The following is a 14,087-nucleotide window of genomic DNA, read 5'->3' on the forward strand; positions in this document are numbered from 1 at the left end:
GGCCATTTCCCGTCAGGGTGCATGCACGGATTTTTGCAGCAGACGGTAACCGCCGGCGGCGACCAGCAATACCACCAGGCCGGCAGAAATCGTAATGATGAACCCGGCTTTTACCCCGGCCTCATCGACAACCCATCCCGCCAGAGCGGCGCCGAGTGCTACGCCAATCCCCAGCCCGGTGATCATCCAGGTTAACCCTTCCGTTAACCGGGAGGGTGGAACGATATTTTCAACCAACCCCATCGCAATGATCATGGTCGGGGCAAAGAACAGGCCCGCGACAAACACCGTGGCCGCCAGCGTGAAAATATCCTCAACCAGCAGCAAGGGCAATGCGGTCATCGCCGTGGCCAGAGCGGCGTATAAAAACAGGTGGGGCAGGGGAACCGGGATTTTCATGGTGCCGAAAATCAACCCGGCCAGACAAGACCCGATGGCGTAAACCGACAGCACCAGGCTGGCTGCGGCAGGTTGCCCAAGCTGTTCGGCAAAGGCGACGCTGATGACGTCCACGGTGCCGACAATGGTGCCCAACGCGACTAAAGCCAGCACCAATATTTGCATCGGCACCTGCTTGATGACGCAGCCGCGAGCCGCGCCGTCGTCAGGATAAACCGGCGGTTCCGAGCCTGTTTGCCAGACAAAGGCCGCGACGCCCATCGTCAACAAAATGGCGGCGGCCAATGGCCCCGCCTCCGGAAAGATCGCGACGCTGAGGCCAACTGAAATGGGGGGGCCGATAATAAAACAGACTTCATCGAGCACGGACTCAAACGAAAATGCGGTGTGCAGGCGTGGTGTGCCACGCAAGATCTCGGTCCAGCGGGCTCTGACCATGGCCGGCATGCTGGGCATGCAGCCGGACACCGCCGCAAAGATGAACAGCGTCCAGTCGGGTGCCTGATAATGCGTACACAGCAGTAATGACAGCACGCCGACTACGCTGACGGCGGTGACGCAGGGCAGCACGCGGCGTTGCCCCAGGCGATCAACCGCGCGTGAGATCTGCGGCGCCAGCAGCGCCATGGAAAACGCAAAGGTCGCCGCTACGGCTCCGGCCAGCCAATAAGACCCCCGCAATTGCGCGAGCATGGTGATGATGCCGATCCCGAGCATGGAGAGGGGCATACGTGCGATAAGCCCGGCAAGGGAAAATGCTTTGGTGCCCGGCGTGCTGAAAAGTTCGAGGTAAGGGTTAGCCATAAAAACTCCAGAGTATTGATGGGGTAACATTGGACCTCATTTCACTTATTGACATACGAGGCGTATGTAAACATAATTGACATACGCTACGTATGTCAATTATAACGTCATGACCCTAAGCCCGGAGCGTCAAAATGGCACGTAAAGCACGAACGGAAATGATTGAGGAAACGCGCAAAAAGCTGGTTGCGACCGCGCGTCAGCAATTTGGCCGCGTTGGATATGCCGATACGGTGATGGATGAGCTCACGGCGCAAGCCGGCATGACGCGCGGCGCGCTGTATCACCACTTTGGCGATAAAAAAGGGTTGTTTCTTGCCGTGGCGCAGGAAATCGATGCAGAAATGGACGCGCGCCTGGCCGATATTTCCGCCTATGCACCGGATAACTGGAGTGCATTCAAAGGGCGCTGCCGGGCTTATCTTGAGATGACGATGGCGCCGGAAGTGCAGCGTATTTTGCTGCGTGATTCGCCGTCGGTACTTGGCGCGGAGTATTTGCAGGCCGGCAAATTGCAATGCGTTGCTTCGATGACCCGCATGCTGAAGACGTTGATGGAAGAAAAACATATCGCGCCAACCTCGCCCGAAGTGCTGGCGCATCTGATTAATGGCGGCTTGATGGACGCGGCTTTTTGGATCGCCAATCGCCCTGAGGACTCGCAAGCATTGGCGCAGGCACTGGATGGGGTGGAACTGCTGCTGAACGGGTTGAAACCTTTGCGTACTCCGACGACGAGCGCATGAGGTTTCTCGCTTTCCCCCGCAAATGATAATGCGGGGGAAGCGGTCAGCTTGTCATGGGGTCACCGCAGCCTGCACGTTTTCCGCCAGCTGGATATTGTTGCGGCCGTTGTTTTTAGCCAGATACAGCGCCGCATCGGCCGCGCGGATCGCCGAGGCCACGTCAAGCTTGTCCAGCATGGCGATGCCAGCGCTGAGCGTGACGTTGGTCATCTCTAACTGGTTAAAACGGTGGGGTATTTTCAATTCCTGCACGCGCTGGCGCACTCGTTCAGCCAGTTGCGCGGCGTAATCTTCTCTGACGTTGGTCAGCAGCACCAGAAACTCTTCCCCGCCGTAGCGCACCACAATATCGCGCGAACGCACCGAGTCGCGGATGGCGATAGCCACTTGCACCAGCGCCTGATCGCCCATGGTGTGGCCATAGTTATCGTTATAGGCTTTGAAGTGGTCAATATCGAGCAACAGAACAAAATGGCGACCCGATTGGGACTCCGGTAACATATTGATCTTGTTCTCCAGGCCACGCCGATTATAAAGGCCGGTTAACGGATCGATCATGCTTAAATTACTGAACCTGTCTCGTTCGTTATACAGGTTAGCCACCAGCGTCTTGGTAAAGGCTTCGCTGCGCTTGAGCATGAGGTGATGGATTGAGAAAGCGATAATCGGCAGCACTGTGGTGAAAACTATCCGCACGGTATTGTGCATACCATCCAGAAATAGAATGACCAGCGCGGACGGAACGGCATGCAGACAAAAAGCGATAAAGTTATCGGTTAAGGCAATAGCGCTGATAAAGAACATACTGAACAGGCTAAGTAATAAAAAGCCTTGGTTATTCGGCGCATAGTACTGACTTTTAATGTAAATATGCGCTGCCCACAGCAGGCCAATAACGCATGAAAACAGATTAAGCTTTTTGACGAATTGCCGCATGGATTGCAGGGTAAATAACAATGCAATCAGACAAAATAGCGGTATGGCTAATAAAGGTAGGGTAAATGCGGGTTTGCCCTGAAACGGAACCAATATTGTAAATATAGAAGAGGCCGCGTTCATCAATAAAAACAAAAACAATGATAAGCGGTGCTTGCTAGTCAGCAGTTCCTGATAAGAACGCGCGTTCATACGGAGTTCACTCTTTACAATATCGATCTGTCGAAAAATTAAGGTTAGAAAGATTCTTTCAGCGTGAATTAAACACCTATATTACATGGTTTTTAATTGTAATTATTAGCACGCTACGGCGACTAAGAATTTTCTTATCGCAAACTATCATTTTTTCGCCGTTCTGTCATCCGCGTTTGGCCGCAGCGGTGAAAATGATGCGCAGTGAAAAAAAGTGGTATATGATATTGGTTCTCATTATCACTTGAAGGGTAGGGTTATCATGATTGCAGCCATGATTGCCGCGTGTGGGTTGTGGGGCGTCAGTTGGTGCCTGGGCAACCGTTTGGCCAGCGCCTGGGGCGTTCTGCTGCCCTGCGCCTTGATGCCGTTACTGGCGTTGATCAACCTGGATATGATGCAACTGCGCACGCTAATCGTGATCGCCATGTTAGCGACGTTGGTGATGCTGTTTAACAGCCGCTGGCGTCATTATTTGCTGCTGCCTTCCTGCATGGCGCTGGCCGGTGGATTGGCGGCGATCAGCCTGAATTTCAGCTTCAGTTAAAAACGCAAAAATCCGCTTCAGCGGAGAGTCTTGGGTGCTATTTGGGGGACTTCAGAGGAACAACGGGAGGAAAACTCATCAATTGGTGCGAAGAGAGGGACTTGAACCCTCACGTCCGTAAGGACACTAACACCTGAAGCTAGCGCGTCTACCAATTCCGCCACCTTCGCACAGTCGATGTTGTTGCTTTTAGATTTATATTACGTCGCCAGCTTGGTGCGAAGAGAGGGACTTGAACCCTCACGTCCGTAAGAACACTAACACCTGAAGCTAGCGCGTCTACCAATTCCGCCACCTTCGCATCGATGCTGCGTGCAATATAAATTATGTGGTTATTTGGTGCGAAGAGAGGGACTTGAACCCTCACGTCCGTAAGGACACTAACACCTGAAGCTAGCGCGTCTACCAATTCCGCCACCTTCGCATGACCAAAACATTACCGGAGTAACGTTACCACGGAGGCGAATTCTAGAGATTTTGGCGGGTACGTCAATAGTTATTTCCCCTGTTTGCGGGCGTTTGCTGGAAAAACAGCCATATCGCTGCTTTTAGGGTTTTCAAACAGCCAAATCAGCCAGTCAATCAATACTCTGACCCGTGGCGCGAGAAATCGGCCAGGCGGATACATGATGTAAATCGGCATCGGCGGCGGTGGCGTTTCCGCCAGCACTTCCACCAACTCCCCGTTTTCCAGCCACGGCGCCAACGAATAGTGCGCCGCCTGTATCAACCCCATGCCGGCGCGACAGCCGCTGGTGTAAGCATCGGCGCCGCTGACGCTCAGCCTGGCGGGCAGTTCGCGCCGATCCACTTTCCCGCTGCGGCAAAATTCCAGCGGGTAGTCACGGTTGTTGGCGAGGGAAAAATACCCCACCGCGCGGTGTTGCTGCAGGTCGTCAATGGACTGCGGTACGCCGAACGCCGCCAGGTAACCGGGAGAGGCGCAGGTTAACTGCGGCAGCATGGCGATGCGTCGCGCCACCAGGCTGTCGTCTTCGGTTTCCCAGGCGCGTAGCACGCAGTCCACGCCTTCACGCAGCAGATCCACGTGAGTGTCATTGGCGCCTAACGCCAGCGTAATATCCGGATAGCGCCGATAAAAATCATCCAGCGCCGGGATAACGACTTCACGCGCCAGCGAATGCGGCATATCGATGCGTACCTTGCCGGAAGGTTGCAGCTTATGGCTGCTGAACAGCGTATCCGCTTCTTCCAACGCGCCCAGCAGTTGTACGCAGCGCTGATAATAGAGCGTGCCTTCGCTGGTCACCTGCACCTGACGGGTGGTGCGGATCAGCAGCCGTACGCCGAGGCGCTGTTCCAGCCGTTTCAGCACGTTGCTGACCGTGGCACGCGGCAGTTGCAAGCGCTCGGCCGCCCGGCTGAAGCTGCCCAGCTCGACGATACGGGTGAAAATACGCATGGCCTGAACCTGATCCATTTTACCGTCCGTGATTGTTAGCGATTTTTGAACAGTGATGAGTAATCTGCATTATTTATCTTTACAGGGTAAACAACCAGACTTTGTTGCGACACCACTCCGGTTTAAAAAAACAGCAAGAGGGCAGCACAATGCAACAGCGCACATTAGGATTTAACGGGCCGGTCGTTTCCGCTCTGGGTTTGGGATGCATGGGAATGAGTGACTTTTACTCGACTGATTCCGATGAAAAGGAAGCTATTGCCACTCTGCATCGGGCACTGGAACTGGGGGTAACCCTGCTGGATACCGCCGATATGTACGGGCCGCACACCAATGAGCAACTGATTGGCAAAGCGATCAAGGGCAAACGGGATCAGGTTTTTCTGGCCACCAAGTTCGGCATTCTGCGCGATCCGACCGATCCCACCGCCCGGGGCGTCAGCAGCCGGCCGGAATATATTCGCCGCTCGGTGGAGGGCAGCCTGCAGCGGCTTGGGGTTGAAGTGATCGATCTTTATTACCAGCACCGTGTGGATCCTGAGGTGCCGATTGAAGAGGTGGTGGGCACCATGGCGGACCTGATTAGCGAAGGTAAAATTCGTTATATCGGGCTGAGTGAGGCTTCGGTCGCCACGCTGGAGCGTGCGCACAAGGTGCATCCGATTACCGCGTTGCAAACCGAATATTCCCTGTGGACGCGCGATGCCGAGCAGGGAACGTTGGCAGCCTGCTCGCGGCTGGGCATCGGCTTTGTGCCTTACAGCCCGCTGGGACGCGGTTTCCTGACCGGAGCGATCCAGCGGCGGGAGGATCTGGACGCCGACGACTTCCGCCTCAGTAACCCGCGCTTCCAGGGCGAGAACTTTGCCCGCAATCTGGCGTTGGTGGAAAAGGTCGCCGAGCTGGCCAAACAAAAAGGCGTCGCACCGTCACAGCTGGCGCTGGCCTGGGTATTGGCGCAGGGCGAACACATTGTGCCGATCCCGGGCACCAAGCGTCGCCGTTATCTGGAGGAGAATATCGCGGCGGCTGAGCTGACGCTGAGCGAGGCTGAGCTGGCGGCGATTGAGGCGGTGTTCCCGTACCAGGCGGCGGCGGGCCCGCGCTATGGCGCCGAGTCGATGACCTACATCAACGGCTAAAAAAAAGCGCAGCGTGGAAACGCTGCGCTCTGGCCATGATATTCAGTGGCTAGTCGTTACTTCTTTTTCTTCGCATCGCGCGGCGCACGGGCTACGGTGGCTTGATATACCTTGAAGCGGCCGTTCTGCGCCAGCACTTCGTGGCTGCCGAAGGTGGCGTCCAGAATGTCCGGGTACGGCAGGAAGGCGTTGGCCACGATACGCAGACGACCGCCTATCGGCAGGTGTTTTAACGCACCGCGGATCAGGGTTTCGGCTGCGGTCAGGCTGGTTTGCAGGCCATCGTGGAACGGCGGGTTGGAGATGATCATGTCGAAGCGGCCGGTAATGTCGGAATAGACGTTACTGACGATCACTTCGCCCTCGATACCGTTGGCGGCCAGCGTAGCGCGGCTGGATTCCACCGCGGCGGCGTTGACGTCGCTGAGCGTCAGCTTCACCTTAGGCGACAGCTTTGACAGCACCGAGGCCATCACGCCGGCACCACAGCCCAGATCCAACACTTTGCCCTTCATGTGTTTTTCCAGGGTCGACAGCAGCAGTGAGCTGCCTACGTCCAGCCCATCGCGGCTGAACACGCCCGGCAGGGTTTTCACTTCCAGATCGTGCAACGGGTAGCTTTCCCACCAGTCGTTCAAATCAAATTCGGTTTGGGCATCCAGGCGACCGTGATACAGGCCACAGCGACGGGCGCTGTCGATTTTCACCAAGGTGGCGTAGTCTTCCATTATCAGTTCCGCACTGCGCACGCCGCTGCGGTTCTCACCGACCACGAACACGTCTGCGCCCACCGGCAGCAACGCCAGGATGTTGCACAGCTGGAACTGCGCTTCCTGTTTGCTCTTCGGCCAGTAGTAGATCAACGTATCGCATTCGGCGACAAACTCGGCATCTACGGTCAGACCGAACTGCACGTTGTCACCCATCGCCCGGTTAAGTAACTGCCAGTGATGGTATTGCTGGGTATGGACACGTACATCCGCGGCTTCGAATTGGGCCGGCAGGGTATCCTGCAGGTCACCGGCGAACAGAACGCGGCGTTCAATAAACTCATCACTGTGGCGCAGCATGACTTCACTGGCGGGGGTTAATGCAGACATCGGTTTTTTGCTCCTGGAAATTAAGCTGGGGATTATAGAGCTTTGTGGCGATATGTTCGACGGGTTTGTTGGCGCAGGCCGCGCGGGTTTGTTAGCATAGCGCGGCGCATGGCAGGCATGGCGCACCACAACGGGTAGCTCCTGACAGGAATCGGCATGGCATCAAAACGCGACTGGCTGTTACAACAACTGGGTATTACGCAGTGGACATTGCGCCGCCCGGGCGTGTTGCAGGGCGAAGTAGCGGTCAGCCTGCCGCCCGATGTGCGTTTGCTGGTGGTGGCGCAGCCACTGCCTGAGCATAACGATCCGCTGTTTTGCGACGTGTTGCGCAGCCTGGGGCTGACCCCGGCGCAAACCTATGGCCTGACGCCGGACCAGGTAGCGATGCTGCCTGAGGATACCGAATGCAACAGTTGGCGGCTGGGCGTTGCGGAGCCGCTCGCGGTGGCCGGCGCACAACTACACAGCCCGGCACTGGCCGAGCTTTCCCTCGACGCGAGTGCCAAGCGCGCACTCTGGCAGCAGATTTGTCATCATGAACAGTATTTCTACCCTGACGGCGGCCGATCTGGCCACGGCATTCAAGATTGAGCAGGCCAGTCACGCCTTTCCCTGGACGCAAGCCACCTTTGCCGGCAATCAGGGCGAACGTTACCTTAACCTGAAACTGGACGCCGAAGGGCAGATGGCGGGCTTCGCCATTACCCAGATCGTGCTCGACGAAGCGACGTTGTTCAATATTGCGATTCATCCTGACTGGCAGCGTCGCGGTTTCGGCCGTTTTCTGCTGGAAGCGTTGATTGCGCAGTTGGAAGCCCGTGGCGTCGTCACGTTGTGGCTTGAAGTGCGCGCCTCTAACCGTGCGGCCATTGCGCTGTATGAAGATCTCGGCTTTAACGAAGTGACTCTCCGCCGTAATTACTATCCGAGCGCCAACGGGCGTGAAGATGCGATAGTGATGGCGCTGCCGCTGGCCTGATCTTGAACAAAAAACAGCTTATTTATTGTTCTGTTGTTTATTTACAACTAATGGGTTGTTTTTAGATGCAGATACAGCAAATGAGTTGTTTTTGCCTGATGTAACAACTAATGTGTTGTTTATTGCGGTAGGTACAATCAATAAGTTGTTTTGAGGTGAAAGATGCGGAAATCATCAGAGATAGCAAAATTTTTGAAAGAGAAACGCACCGAGCTGGGCTGGAACCAAAAAGACTTTTTGATGAAAATCGGTATGACCCAACAGCAATATCAGCGTATTGAATCCGGCAGTGATATGCGAGTGAGCACCCTGCTACGCATATTGGCGGCGATGGATTTGGAATACCTTATCGTGCCGAAAAACGATGTGCGTGATGTGGAGCGCTTGCTGCTAATGAGAGCCCCGCTTGGGCATTAACCTCTCGCGGCGAGCTGGAAGCGGTGCAAATCGACGTCGGGCTGGATACGCAGAAATTTTCTCTGGCAGGCGTGCAGATGAAGTTTTCCTCGCTGCGTAAAGATGGGCGCTTCAACATTTCTTCTCAGGTGGGGGCTGATAGCTGGATTATTAAAACGCCATCGACGGTGCATCGTAACGTGCCTGAAAATGAATATACGGCGATGTGATTGGCGCAAGCTATCGGTGTGGATATTCCTGATATTGAGCTGGTTGCTTTGGGGCAACTGGATAACTTACCGGATATTCGCCTGGCTGATGAGCCTTATGCTTACGCCATTCGTCGTTCGGGCGCGTGCATACGGAAGATTTTGCCCAACTATTTGAACTCTATGCACACGATAAATATCGTGGAAAAAACTATGATCAAATAGCGGCATATCTTTATGACTGGGGCAGTGACCCCTTGGCCGATGTGCAACAGATGGCCCGCCGCTTATTGGCCAATATTTTGTTGGCGAATGGCGATGCCCATGTAAAAAACTGGTCCATGATCTACCCCAACCAAATCGGTGTTCGGCTTTCTCCCGCTTATGACATTGTTACTACACGGGTTTATATCCCGGGTGAATCAGAAGTGGCGCTGAATATGGCGAGAGAAAAGCGTTGGGCAATGATTTCCATGCAGACTTTTGAGCGTTGGGCGGAGCGCGTCGGCATTCCCTGGCCGGCTATTCGGGTGCATTTATTGGATGCCATCGACAAGGCACGCACCTTATGGCCAGGTTTGTTGGAAAACTTACCCATGGTGGCAGAGCACCAAATCCGTATTACGGCAGCACTGGGCTTCACTCTCATCCGACTTCCGTTCGTAATGACAAACAAGGTTATTCCCCCGCCGGGAAAAGCATTGATTGTCACCGGTTGACAAATCAGCGAAAATGCCCGGCTATTATCTTTTATTTACCGCTTTGCCTGGCGCCGTGCGCGGCGCGTTCTGATGATGTCGCAGGGCGGACTAACCGTAGAATCTGAAAAAATGTCTCCTAGTGAATTTGCCCGCGAAGTCTCGAAAAGAAGAACTTTCGCCATCATCTCGCACCCCGATGCCGGTAAAACGACCATTACCGAAAAGGTATTGCTGTTCGGACAGGCTATCCAGACTGCCGGTACGGTAAAAGGCCGCGGCTCGAACCAACATGCCAAATCCGACTGGATGGAGATGGAAAAGCAGCGTGGTATCTCGATCACCACCTCGGTGATGCAGTTCCCGTACCGCGAATGTCTGGTTAACCTGCTGGACACCCCGGGGCACGAAGACTTCTCCGAAGATACTTACCGTACCCTGACCGCCGTGGACTGCTGTCTGATGGTGATTGACGCCGCGAAAGGCGTTGAAGATCGTACCCGCAAGCTGATGGAAGTCACCCGTCTGCGTGATACGCCGATCCTGACGTTTATGAACAAATTGGACCGTGATATCCGCGATCCGATGGAAGTGATGGATGAGGTTGAGCGTGAGCTGAAAATCGCTTGCTCGCCAATCACCTGGCCTATCGGCTGCGGCAAGCTGTTTAAAGGGGTTTATCATCTGTACAAGGATGAAACCTACCTTTACCAGAGCGGCAAAGGCCACACCATTCAGGAAGTGCGCATCGTCAAAGGGTTGGACAACCCGGAACTGGACGTCGCGGTAGGCGAAGATTTGGCCGCGCAGTTGCGTGAAGAGCTGGAGCTGGTGAAGGGGGCCTCCCACGAATTCGATCACGAAGCTTTCATGAGCGGTGATTTGACGCCGGTATTCTTCGGTACCGCTTTGGGCAACTTCGGCGTGGACCACATGCTCGACGGCCTGGTGGCCTGGGCACCGGCGCCGATGCCGCGTAAAAGCAGCACCCGTGAAGTGGTGGCGGCGGAAGATAAATTCACCGGCTTCGTGTTCAAGATCCAGGCCAACATGGATCCTAAACACCGTGACCGCGTGGCCTTTATGCGTGTGGTTTCAGGCCGCTACGAGAAAGGCATGAAGCTGCGTCAGGTGCGCACCGGTAAAGACGTGGTGATCTCCGACGCCCTGACCTTTATGGCGGGTGACCGTTCGCACGTGGAAGAAGCCTATCCGGGCGATATCATTGGTTTGCACAACCACGGCACCATTCAGATCGGCGATACCTTCACTCAGGGTGAAGACATGAAGTTCACCGGTATTCCGAACTTCGCGCCGGAGTTGTTCCGCCGCATTCGTCTGCGCGATCCGCTGAAGCAAAAACAGCTGCTGAAAGGCCTGGTGCAACTGTCCGAAGAAGGGGCGGTGCAGGTGTTCCGACCGATAGCCAACAACGATCTGATCGTTGGCGCGGTCGGTGTGCTGCAGTTCGAGGTGGTCGTTGCGCGCTTGAAAAGCGAATACAACGTGGAAGCCTTGTACGAGTCGGTCAACGTCTCGACTGCCCGTTGGGTTGAGTGCAGTGACGTGAAAAAATTCGAAGAGTTCAAGCGCAAATGTGAGCTTAACCTGGCATTGGACGGCGGCGACAATCTGTCGTACATCGCGCCAACCATGGTTAACCTGAATATCACACAGGAACGCTACCCGGAAGTGGTGTTCCGCAAAACGCGCGAACATTGATAGAATAGCAGGGCGCCTTAGGGCGCCCTGTGTTATGTTGCCTGACCCTACTTCTGCTAATTAATAAATCTCCCTCATCATTTTCCTTTCCCCCGCTTGCCACCAGGATTTCATCGGTATTCCCTACGCTTTTTGCCCTATAGTCTATATTTAACAGGGGAGGGCGTATCCAATAAGCGTAATTCACTGCTTTTTACTTTATAGATAGATAGTTGTTCGGCAGTGTTGCCAATTGGAGACAGGTCGATTTGTTAAAGATCAGTGAGATAGCTAACGTGTTGTTTTTACAGGTTACCATTGTCGCTGATTGGCGACATATTTTAGGTTAAACAATGAGCTGTTTTTTATTTGTAGTTGATTTTTAATGGTATTTTACGGTTGGCACAGGTGTTGCAATAATCCTTGTGTGACAGCAATCGTTTTAGCGTGAACGTTTGATCGTATAGAAATCGTGAAGTATTTACTGAGTGGGCCGCATCATGGCGGCTGAAGGATCCGCAATCATTTGGATCCGCAACCAAAGGAAGAGATCGATGAAAAATACCAAATTTGCACAATCACTGATGGCTGTTGTTTTGGGTTCCGTACTGGTTAGTGGCAGCGCGCTGGCTGAAGATACGCTGCTCAATAAAGCGTCAAGTGCCGCTGACAGCGCGGGTGCCAAAATCGATAGCTCCATGAAAAAAGTCGACGGTTACATGGATGACAGCGCAACAACGGCTAAAGTTAAAAGTGCGCTGGTCGACGATAAAACGATCAAAAGCACCGACATCTCCGTGAAAACGGAAAAAGGCACCGTGACCCTGAGCGGTTTTGTCGGCAGCCAGGCGCAGGCCGAGCACGCGGTTGAAGTGGCCGGCAAAGTAGAAGGCGTCAAATCCGTCAGCGACAAGCTGCACGTGAAAGATGAAGCCAAACAGTCGGTGAAGGCTTACGCCGGTGACACCGCGACCACCAGCGAACTGAAAGCCAAACTGCTGGCTGATGACATCGTGCCTTCGCGCAACGTGAAAGTAGAGACCACCGACGGCGTGGTGCAGCTTTCCGGCGAAGTGAAAACACAGGCGCAGGCTGAACGTGCAGAGAGTATCGCCAAGGCTATCGACGGCGTGAAAAGCGTCAAGAACGACCTGGTCGTTAAGCCGTAATTGAAGCAACGGTAGAACCAAGCTCTACAGGTAGGGGTTCAGCATGCTGAACACATTGATTCATTGGGTCATCACGGGCGCAACTTATTGCGCCCCTACGTAAGGAGAGGCTTATGTTTCGTTGGGGCATTATCTTTTTAGTCATTGCATTGATTGCTGCGGCGTTAGGTTTCGGGACGCTGGCGGGCACCGCCGCATGGGCCGCGAAAATCGTTTTCGTCGTGGGGATTATCCTGTTCCTGGTCAGCCTGTTTACCGGCCGCCGACGTCTTTAGTTTTCTCAAAGTGTAACAAAGCTTGATTCCTTTTCTTGCAGTAGGGAGGTGCGTCATGAACAGCGACATCATCCTCGGACGCTGGAAACAGCTGAAAGGGCAGCTATGTCAGGCCGTGGCGGAATGGTCCGGCAGTGACTGCATTTGGCTGATGGGAAGCAATGATTGCCTCTCTGGCGTACTGCAAGAGGATTACGGAAGAGAGCAAGACGAGGTATCCTCGGAAAAAACGTCTCACTGAGGATACAGGGTTGGGATACAGAATACCCATCACGCTCGGCAACATAGAACCGCTGGCGTATAAACCGTACCGGCCCGGTAAAATGGCGTTGGTATGTGAAGGGGGCGGGCAGCGCGGCATCTTTACCGCCGGCGTGCTGGACGAGTTTCAGCGTGCCCGCTTTAACCCTTTTGAGCTGATGATCGGCACTTCTGCCGGCGCGCAGAACCTCTCGGCCTTTATTTGCGGCCAGATGGGCTACGCACGGCGGGTCATCACCCGCTACACCACCACCGCTGACTTCTTTAACCCGCTGCGCTTTGTGCGTGGCGGGCACCTGATTGACCTCGACTGGCTGATCGACACGACTTCTCAGCAATTGCCGCTGGCGATGGACGTGGCCGAAAAGCACCTGGTCGATGGCCGTGAATTCCTGATGTGCGCCTGCCGCAGCGATGACTTCGAACCGACTTACCTGCCGGCGCTGCGCGCCAGTTGGCTGCCGGCGATCAAAGCCTCCAGCGCCATCCCCGGCTTTTACCGCATGGGCGTAGAGTTGGACGGCGTCAGCTATCAGGACGGCGGCATCAGCGACGCTATCCCGGTCGAAGAGGCCTACCGCCGCGGTGCCGATACCATTGTGGTGATCCGCACCGTGCCTTCTCAGATGTATTACACGCCGCAGTGGATGAAACGCATGGAGCACTGGCTGAGTGAAAGCAGCCTGCAGCAGATGGTGCGCATCCTGCAACACCATGAGCAAAGCTATCACCGCATCCAGCAGTTTATTGAGAAACCGCCGGGCAAGCTGCGCATCTTTGAGATTTTCCCGCCCAAACCGCTGGCCAGCAATGCGTTGGGCAGTCGCGTGACGTCGCTGAATCAGGATTATCATCTGGGCCGCCGCTGCGGGCGCTACTTCCTGGCGACCGTCGGCCATTGGCTGATGCAACAGGAAGAACGGGACGGCGTCAAAGTGAAAAAGGCGCTGTCGCGGCGTCTGCTCCAGCCGGAAAATGTCAGAATGCCATCGCCGATCATTACCGATGTCAATCATCCGCATGGCCTTGCCGCGCAACCGGAGACCAACCTGGCCGCACCGAAAATTATCCTGCCGGGCGACGTGCCGCCAGGTGAAGGAGGCGCGC

General features: G+C 54.9%; 14 protein-coding genes, 3 tRNA genes and 2 pseudogenes. 12 read left to right on the top strand and 7 right to left on the bottom strand.

The features are described 5' to 3' along the window. Nucleotides 1-12 precede the first annotated feature (12 nt). Nucleotides 13-1,203: an MFS transporter gene (locus JEM67_RS03755; protein ID WP_199638144.1), complete on the bottom strand. Its 1,191-nt coding sequence runs from the start codon at nucleotides 1,201-1,203 to the stop codon at nucleotides 13-15. A 134-nt stretch (nucleotides 1,204-1,337) separates the two neighbouring features. Between JEM67_RS03755 and JEM67_RS03760 the strand changes: the two genes are divergently transcribed. Further along, a complete protein-coding gene (locus JEM67_RS03760) occupies nucleotides 1,338-1,949 on the top strand; it encodes a TetR/AcrR family transcriptional regulator (RefSeq protein ID WP_199638146.1) in 612 nt (203 codons plus the stop codon). A 51-nt stretch (nucleotides 1,950-2,000) separates the two neighbouring features. On the opposite strand, the gene JEM67_RS03765 is transcribed toward JEM67_RS03760, so the two are convergent. Continuing rightward, nucleotides 2,001-3,077, bottom strand: a complete 1,077-nt coding sequence (locus JEM67_RS03765) for a GGDEF domain-containing protein (protein WP_199638148.1) — start codon at nucleotides 3,075-3,077, stop codon at nucleotides 2,001-2,003. 262 nt (nucleotides 3,078-3,339) lie between these two features. On the opposite strand from JEM67_RS03765, the gene JEM67_RS03770 reads away from it, so the two are divergent. Next, nucleotides 3,340-3,624: a DUF1435 domain-containing protein gene (locus tag JEM67_RS03770; RefSeq protein ID WP_199638150.1), complete on the top strand. Its 285-nt coding sequence runs from the start codon at nucleotides 3,340-3,342 to the stop codon at nucleotides 3,622-3,624. Between the two features lie 83 nt (nucleotides 3,625-3,707). On the opposite strand, the gene JEM67_RS03775 is transcribed toward JEM67_RS03770, so the two are convergent. The 4 genes from JEM67_RS03775 to JEM67_RS03790 form a co-directional block, all read right to left on the bottom strand. Then, nucleotides 3,708-3,794, bottom strand: a tRNA-Leu gene (locus JEM67_RS03775). A 44-nt stretch (nucleotides 3,795-3,838) separates the two neighbouring features. Next, nucleotides 3,839-3,925: transfer RNA gene (locus JEM67_RS03780), tRNA-Leu, on the bottom strand. Between the two features lie 36 nt (nucleotides 3,926-3,961). After that, nucleotides 3,962-4,048, bottom strand: a tRNA-Leu gene (locus tag JEM67_RS03785). A gap of 72 nt (nucleotides 4,049-4,120) precedes the next feature. Continuing rightward, a complete protein-coding gene (locus tag JEM67_RS03790; protein ID WP_199638152.1) occupies nucleotides 4,121-5,065 on the bottom strand; it encodes a LysR family transcriptional regulator in 945 nt (314 codons plus the stop codon). Nucleotides 5,066-5,196: 131 nt separating this feature from the next. Here JEM67_RS03790 and JEM67_RS03795 point away from each other — a divergent pair, with 131 nt between their 5' ends. After that, a complete protein-coding gene (locus JEM67_RS03795) occupies nucleotides 5,197-6,189 on the top strand; it encodes an aldo/keto reductase (protein WP_199638154.1) in 993 nt (330 codons plus the stop codon). Nucleotides 6,190-6,245: 56 nt separating this feature from the next. Here JEM67_RS03795 and rsmC read toward each other — a convergent pair whose 3' ends face one another. Beyond that, complete coding sequence (gene rsmC, locus JEM67_RS03800) at nucleotides 6,246-7,289, bottom strand: 16S rRNA (guanine(1207)-N(2))-methyltransferase RsmC (RefSeq protein ID WP_199638156.1); 1,044 nt, start codon at nucleotides 7,287-7,289, stop codon at nucleotides 6,246-6,248. A gap of 156 nt (nucleotides 7,290-7,445) precedes the next feature. On the opposite strand from rsmC, the gene JEM67_RS03805 reads away from it, so the two are divergent. The 9 genes and pseudogenes from JEM67_RS03805 to JEM67_RS03845 all read left to right on the top strand — a co-directional run. Beyond that, complete coding sequence (locus tag JEM67_RS03805) at nucleotides 7,446-7,883, top strand: DNA polymerase III subunit psi (RefSeq protein ID WP_006323488.1); 438 nt, start codon at nucleotides 7,446-7,448, stop codon at nucleotides 7,881-7,883. Then, nucleotides 7,828-8,271, top strand: a complete 444-nt coding sequence (rimI, locus tag JEM67_RS03810) for a ribosomal protein S18-alanine N-acetyltransferase (protein ID WP_199638158.1) — start codon at nucleotides 7,828-7,830, stop codon at nucleotides 8,269-8,271. The genes JEM67_RS03805 and rimI overlap by 56 nt, the downstream gene beginning before the upstream one ends. 162 nt (nucleotides 8,272-8,433) lie before the next feature. Continuing rightward, nucleotides 8,434-8,688, top strand: a complete 255-nt coding sequence (locus JEM67_RS03815; RefSeq protein ID WP_199638160.1) for a helix-turn-helix domain-containing protein — start codon at nucleotides 8,434-8,436, stop codon at nucleotides 8,686-8,688. Continuing rightward, nucleotides 8,655-9,542, top strand: a pseudogene (locus JEM67_RS03820) (type II toxin-antitoxin system HipA family toxin); the annotation flags it as partial. The gene JEM67_RS03815 and the pseudogene JEM67_RS03820, both read left to right, overlap by 34 nt. Nucleotides 9,543-9,706: 164 nt before the next feature. Beyond that, nucleotides 9,707-11,296, top strand: a complete 1,590-nt coding sequence (prfC, locus tag JEM67_RS03825; protein WP_013811419.1) for a peptide chain release factor 3 — start codon at nucleotides 9,707-9,709, stop codon at nucleotides 11,294-11,296. 533 nt (nucleotides 11,297-11,829) lie between these two features. After that, on the top strand, nucleotides 11,830-12,444 hold the full coding sequence (gene osmY / locus JEM67_RS03830; RefSeq protein ID WP_004949915.1) for a molecular chaperone OsmY: 615 nt from the start codon (nucleotides 11,830-11,832) through the stop codon (nucleotides 12,442-12,444). A 113-nt stretch (nucleotides 12,445-12,557) separates the two neighbouring features. Further along, entirely contained in the window at nucleotides 12,558-12,719 is a 162-nt protein-coding gene (locus JEM67_RS03835) for a DUF1328 domain-containing protein (protein ID WP_004949916.1), read from the top strand. 55 nt (nucleotides 12,720-12,774) lie between these two features. Next, nucleotides 12,775-12,960 carry a CsbD family protein gene (locus tag JEM67_RS03840; protein WP_013811420.1) on the top strand — a complete coding sequence of 62 codons (186 nt, stop codon included), beginning with the start codon at nucleotides 12,775-12,777 and terminating at the stop codon, nucleotides 12,958-12,960. A 10-nt stretch (nucleotides 12,961-12,970) separates the two neighbouring features. Further along, nucleotides 12,971-13,880: pseudogene (locus JEM67_RS03845) on the top strand (patatin-like phospholipase family protein); the annotation flags it as partial. Between the last annotated feature and the right edge of the window lie 207 nt (nucleotides 13,881-14,087).

This window comes from Serratia sp. PAMC26656 (assembly GCF_016469055.2).
Taxonomy (GTDB): Bacteria; Pseudomonadota; Gammaproteobacteria; order Enterobacterales; family Enterobacteriaceae; genus Serratia; species Serratia plymuthica.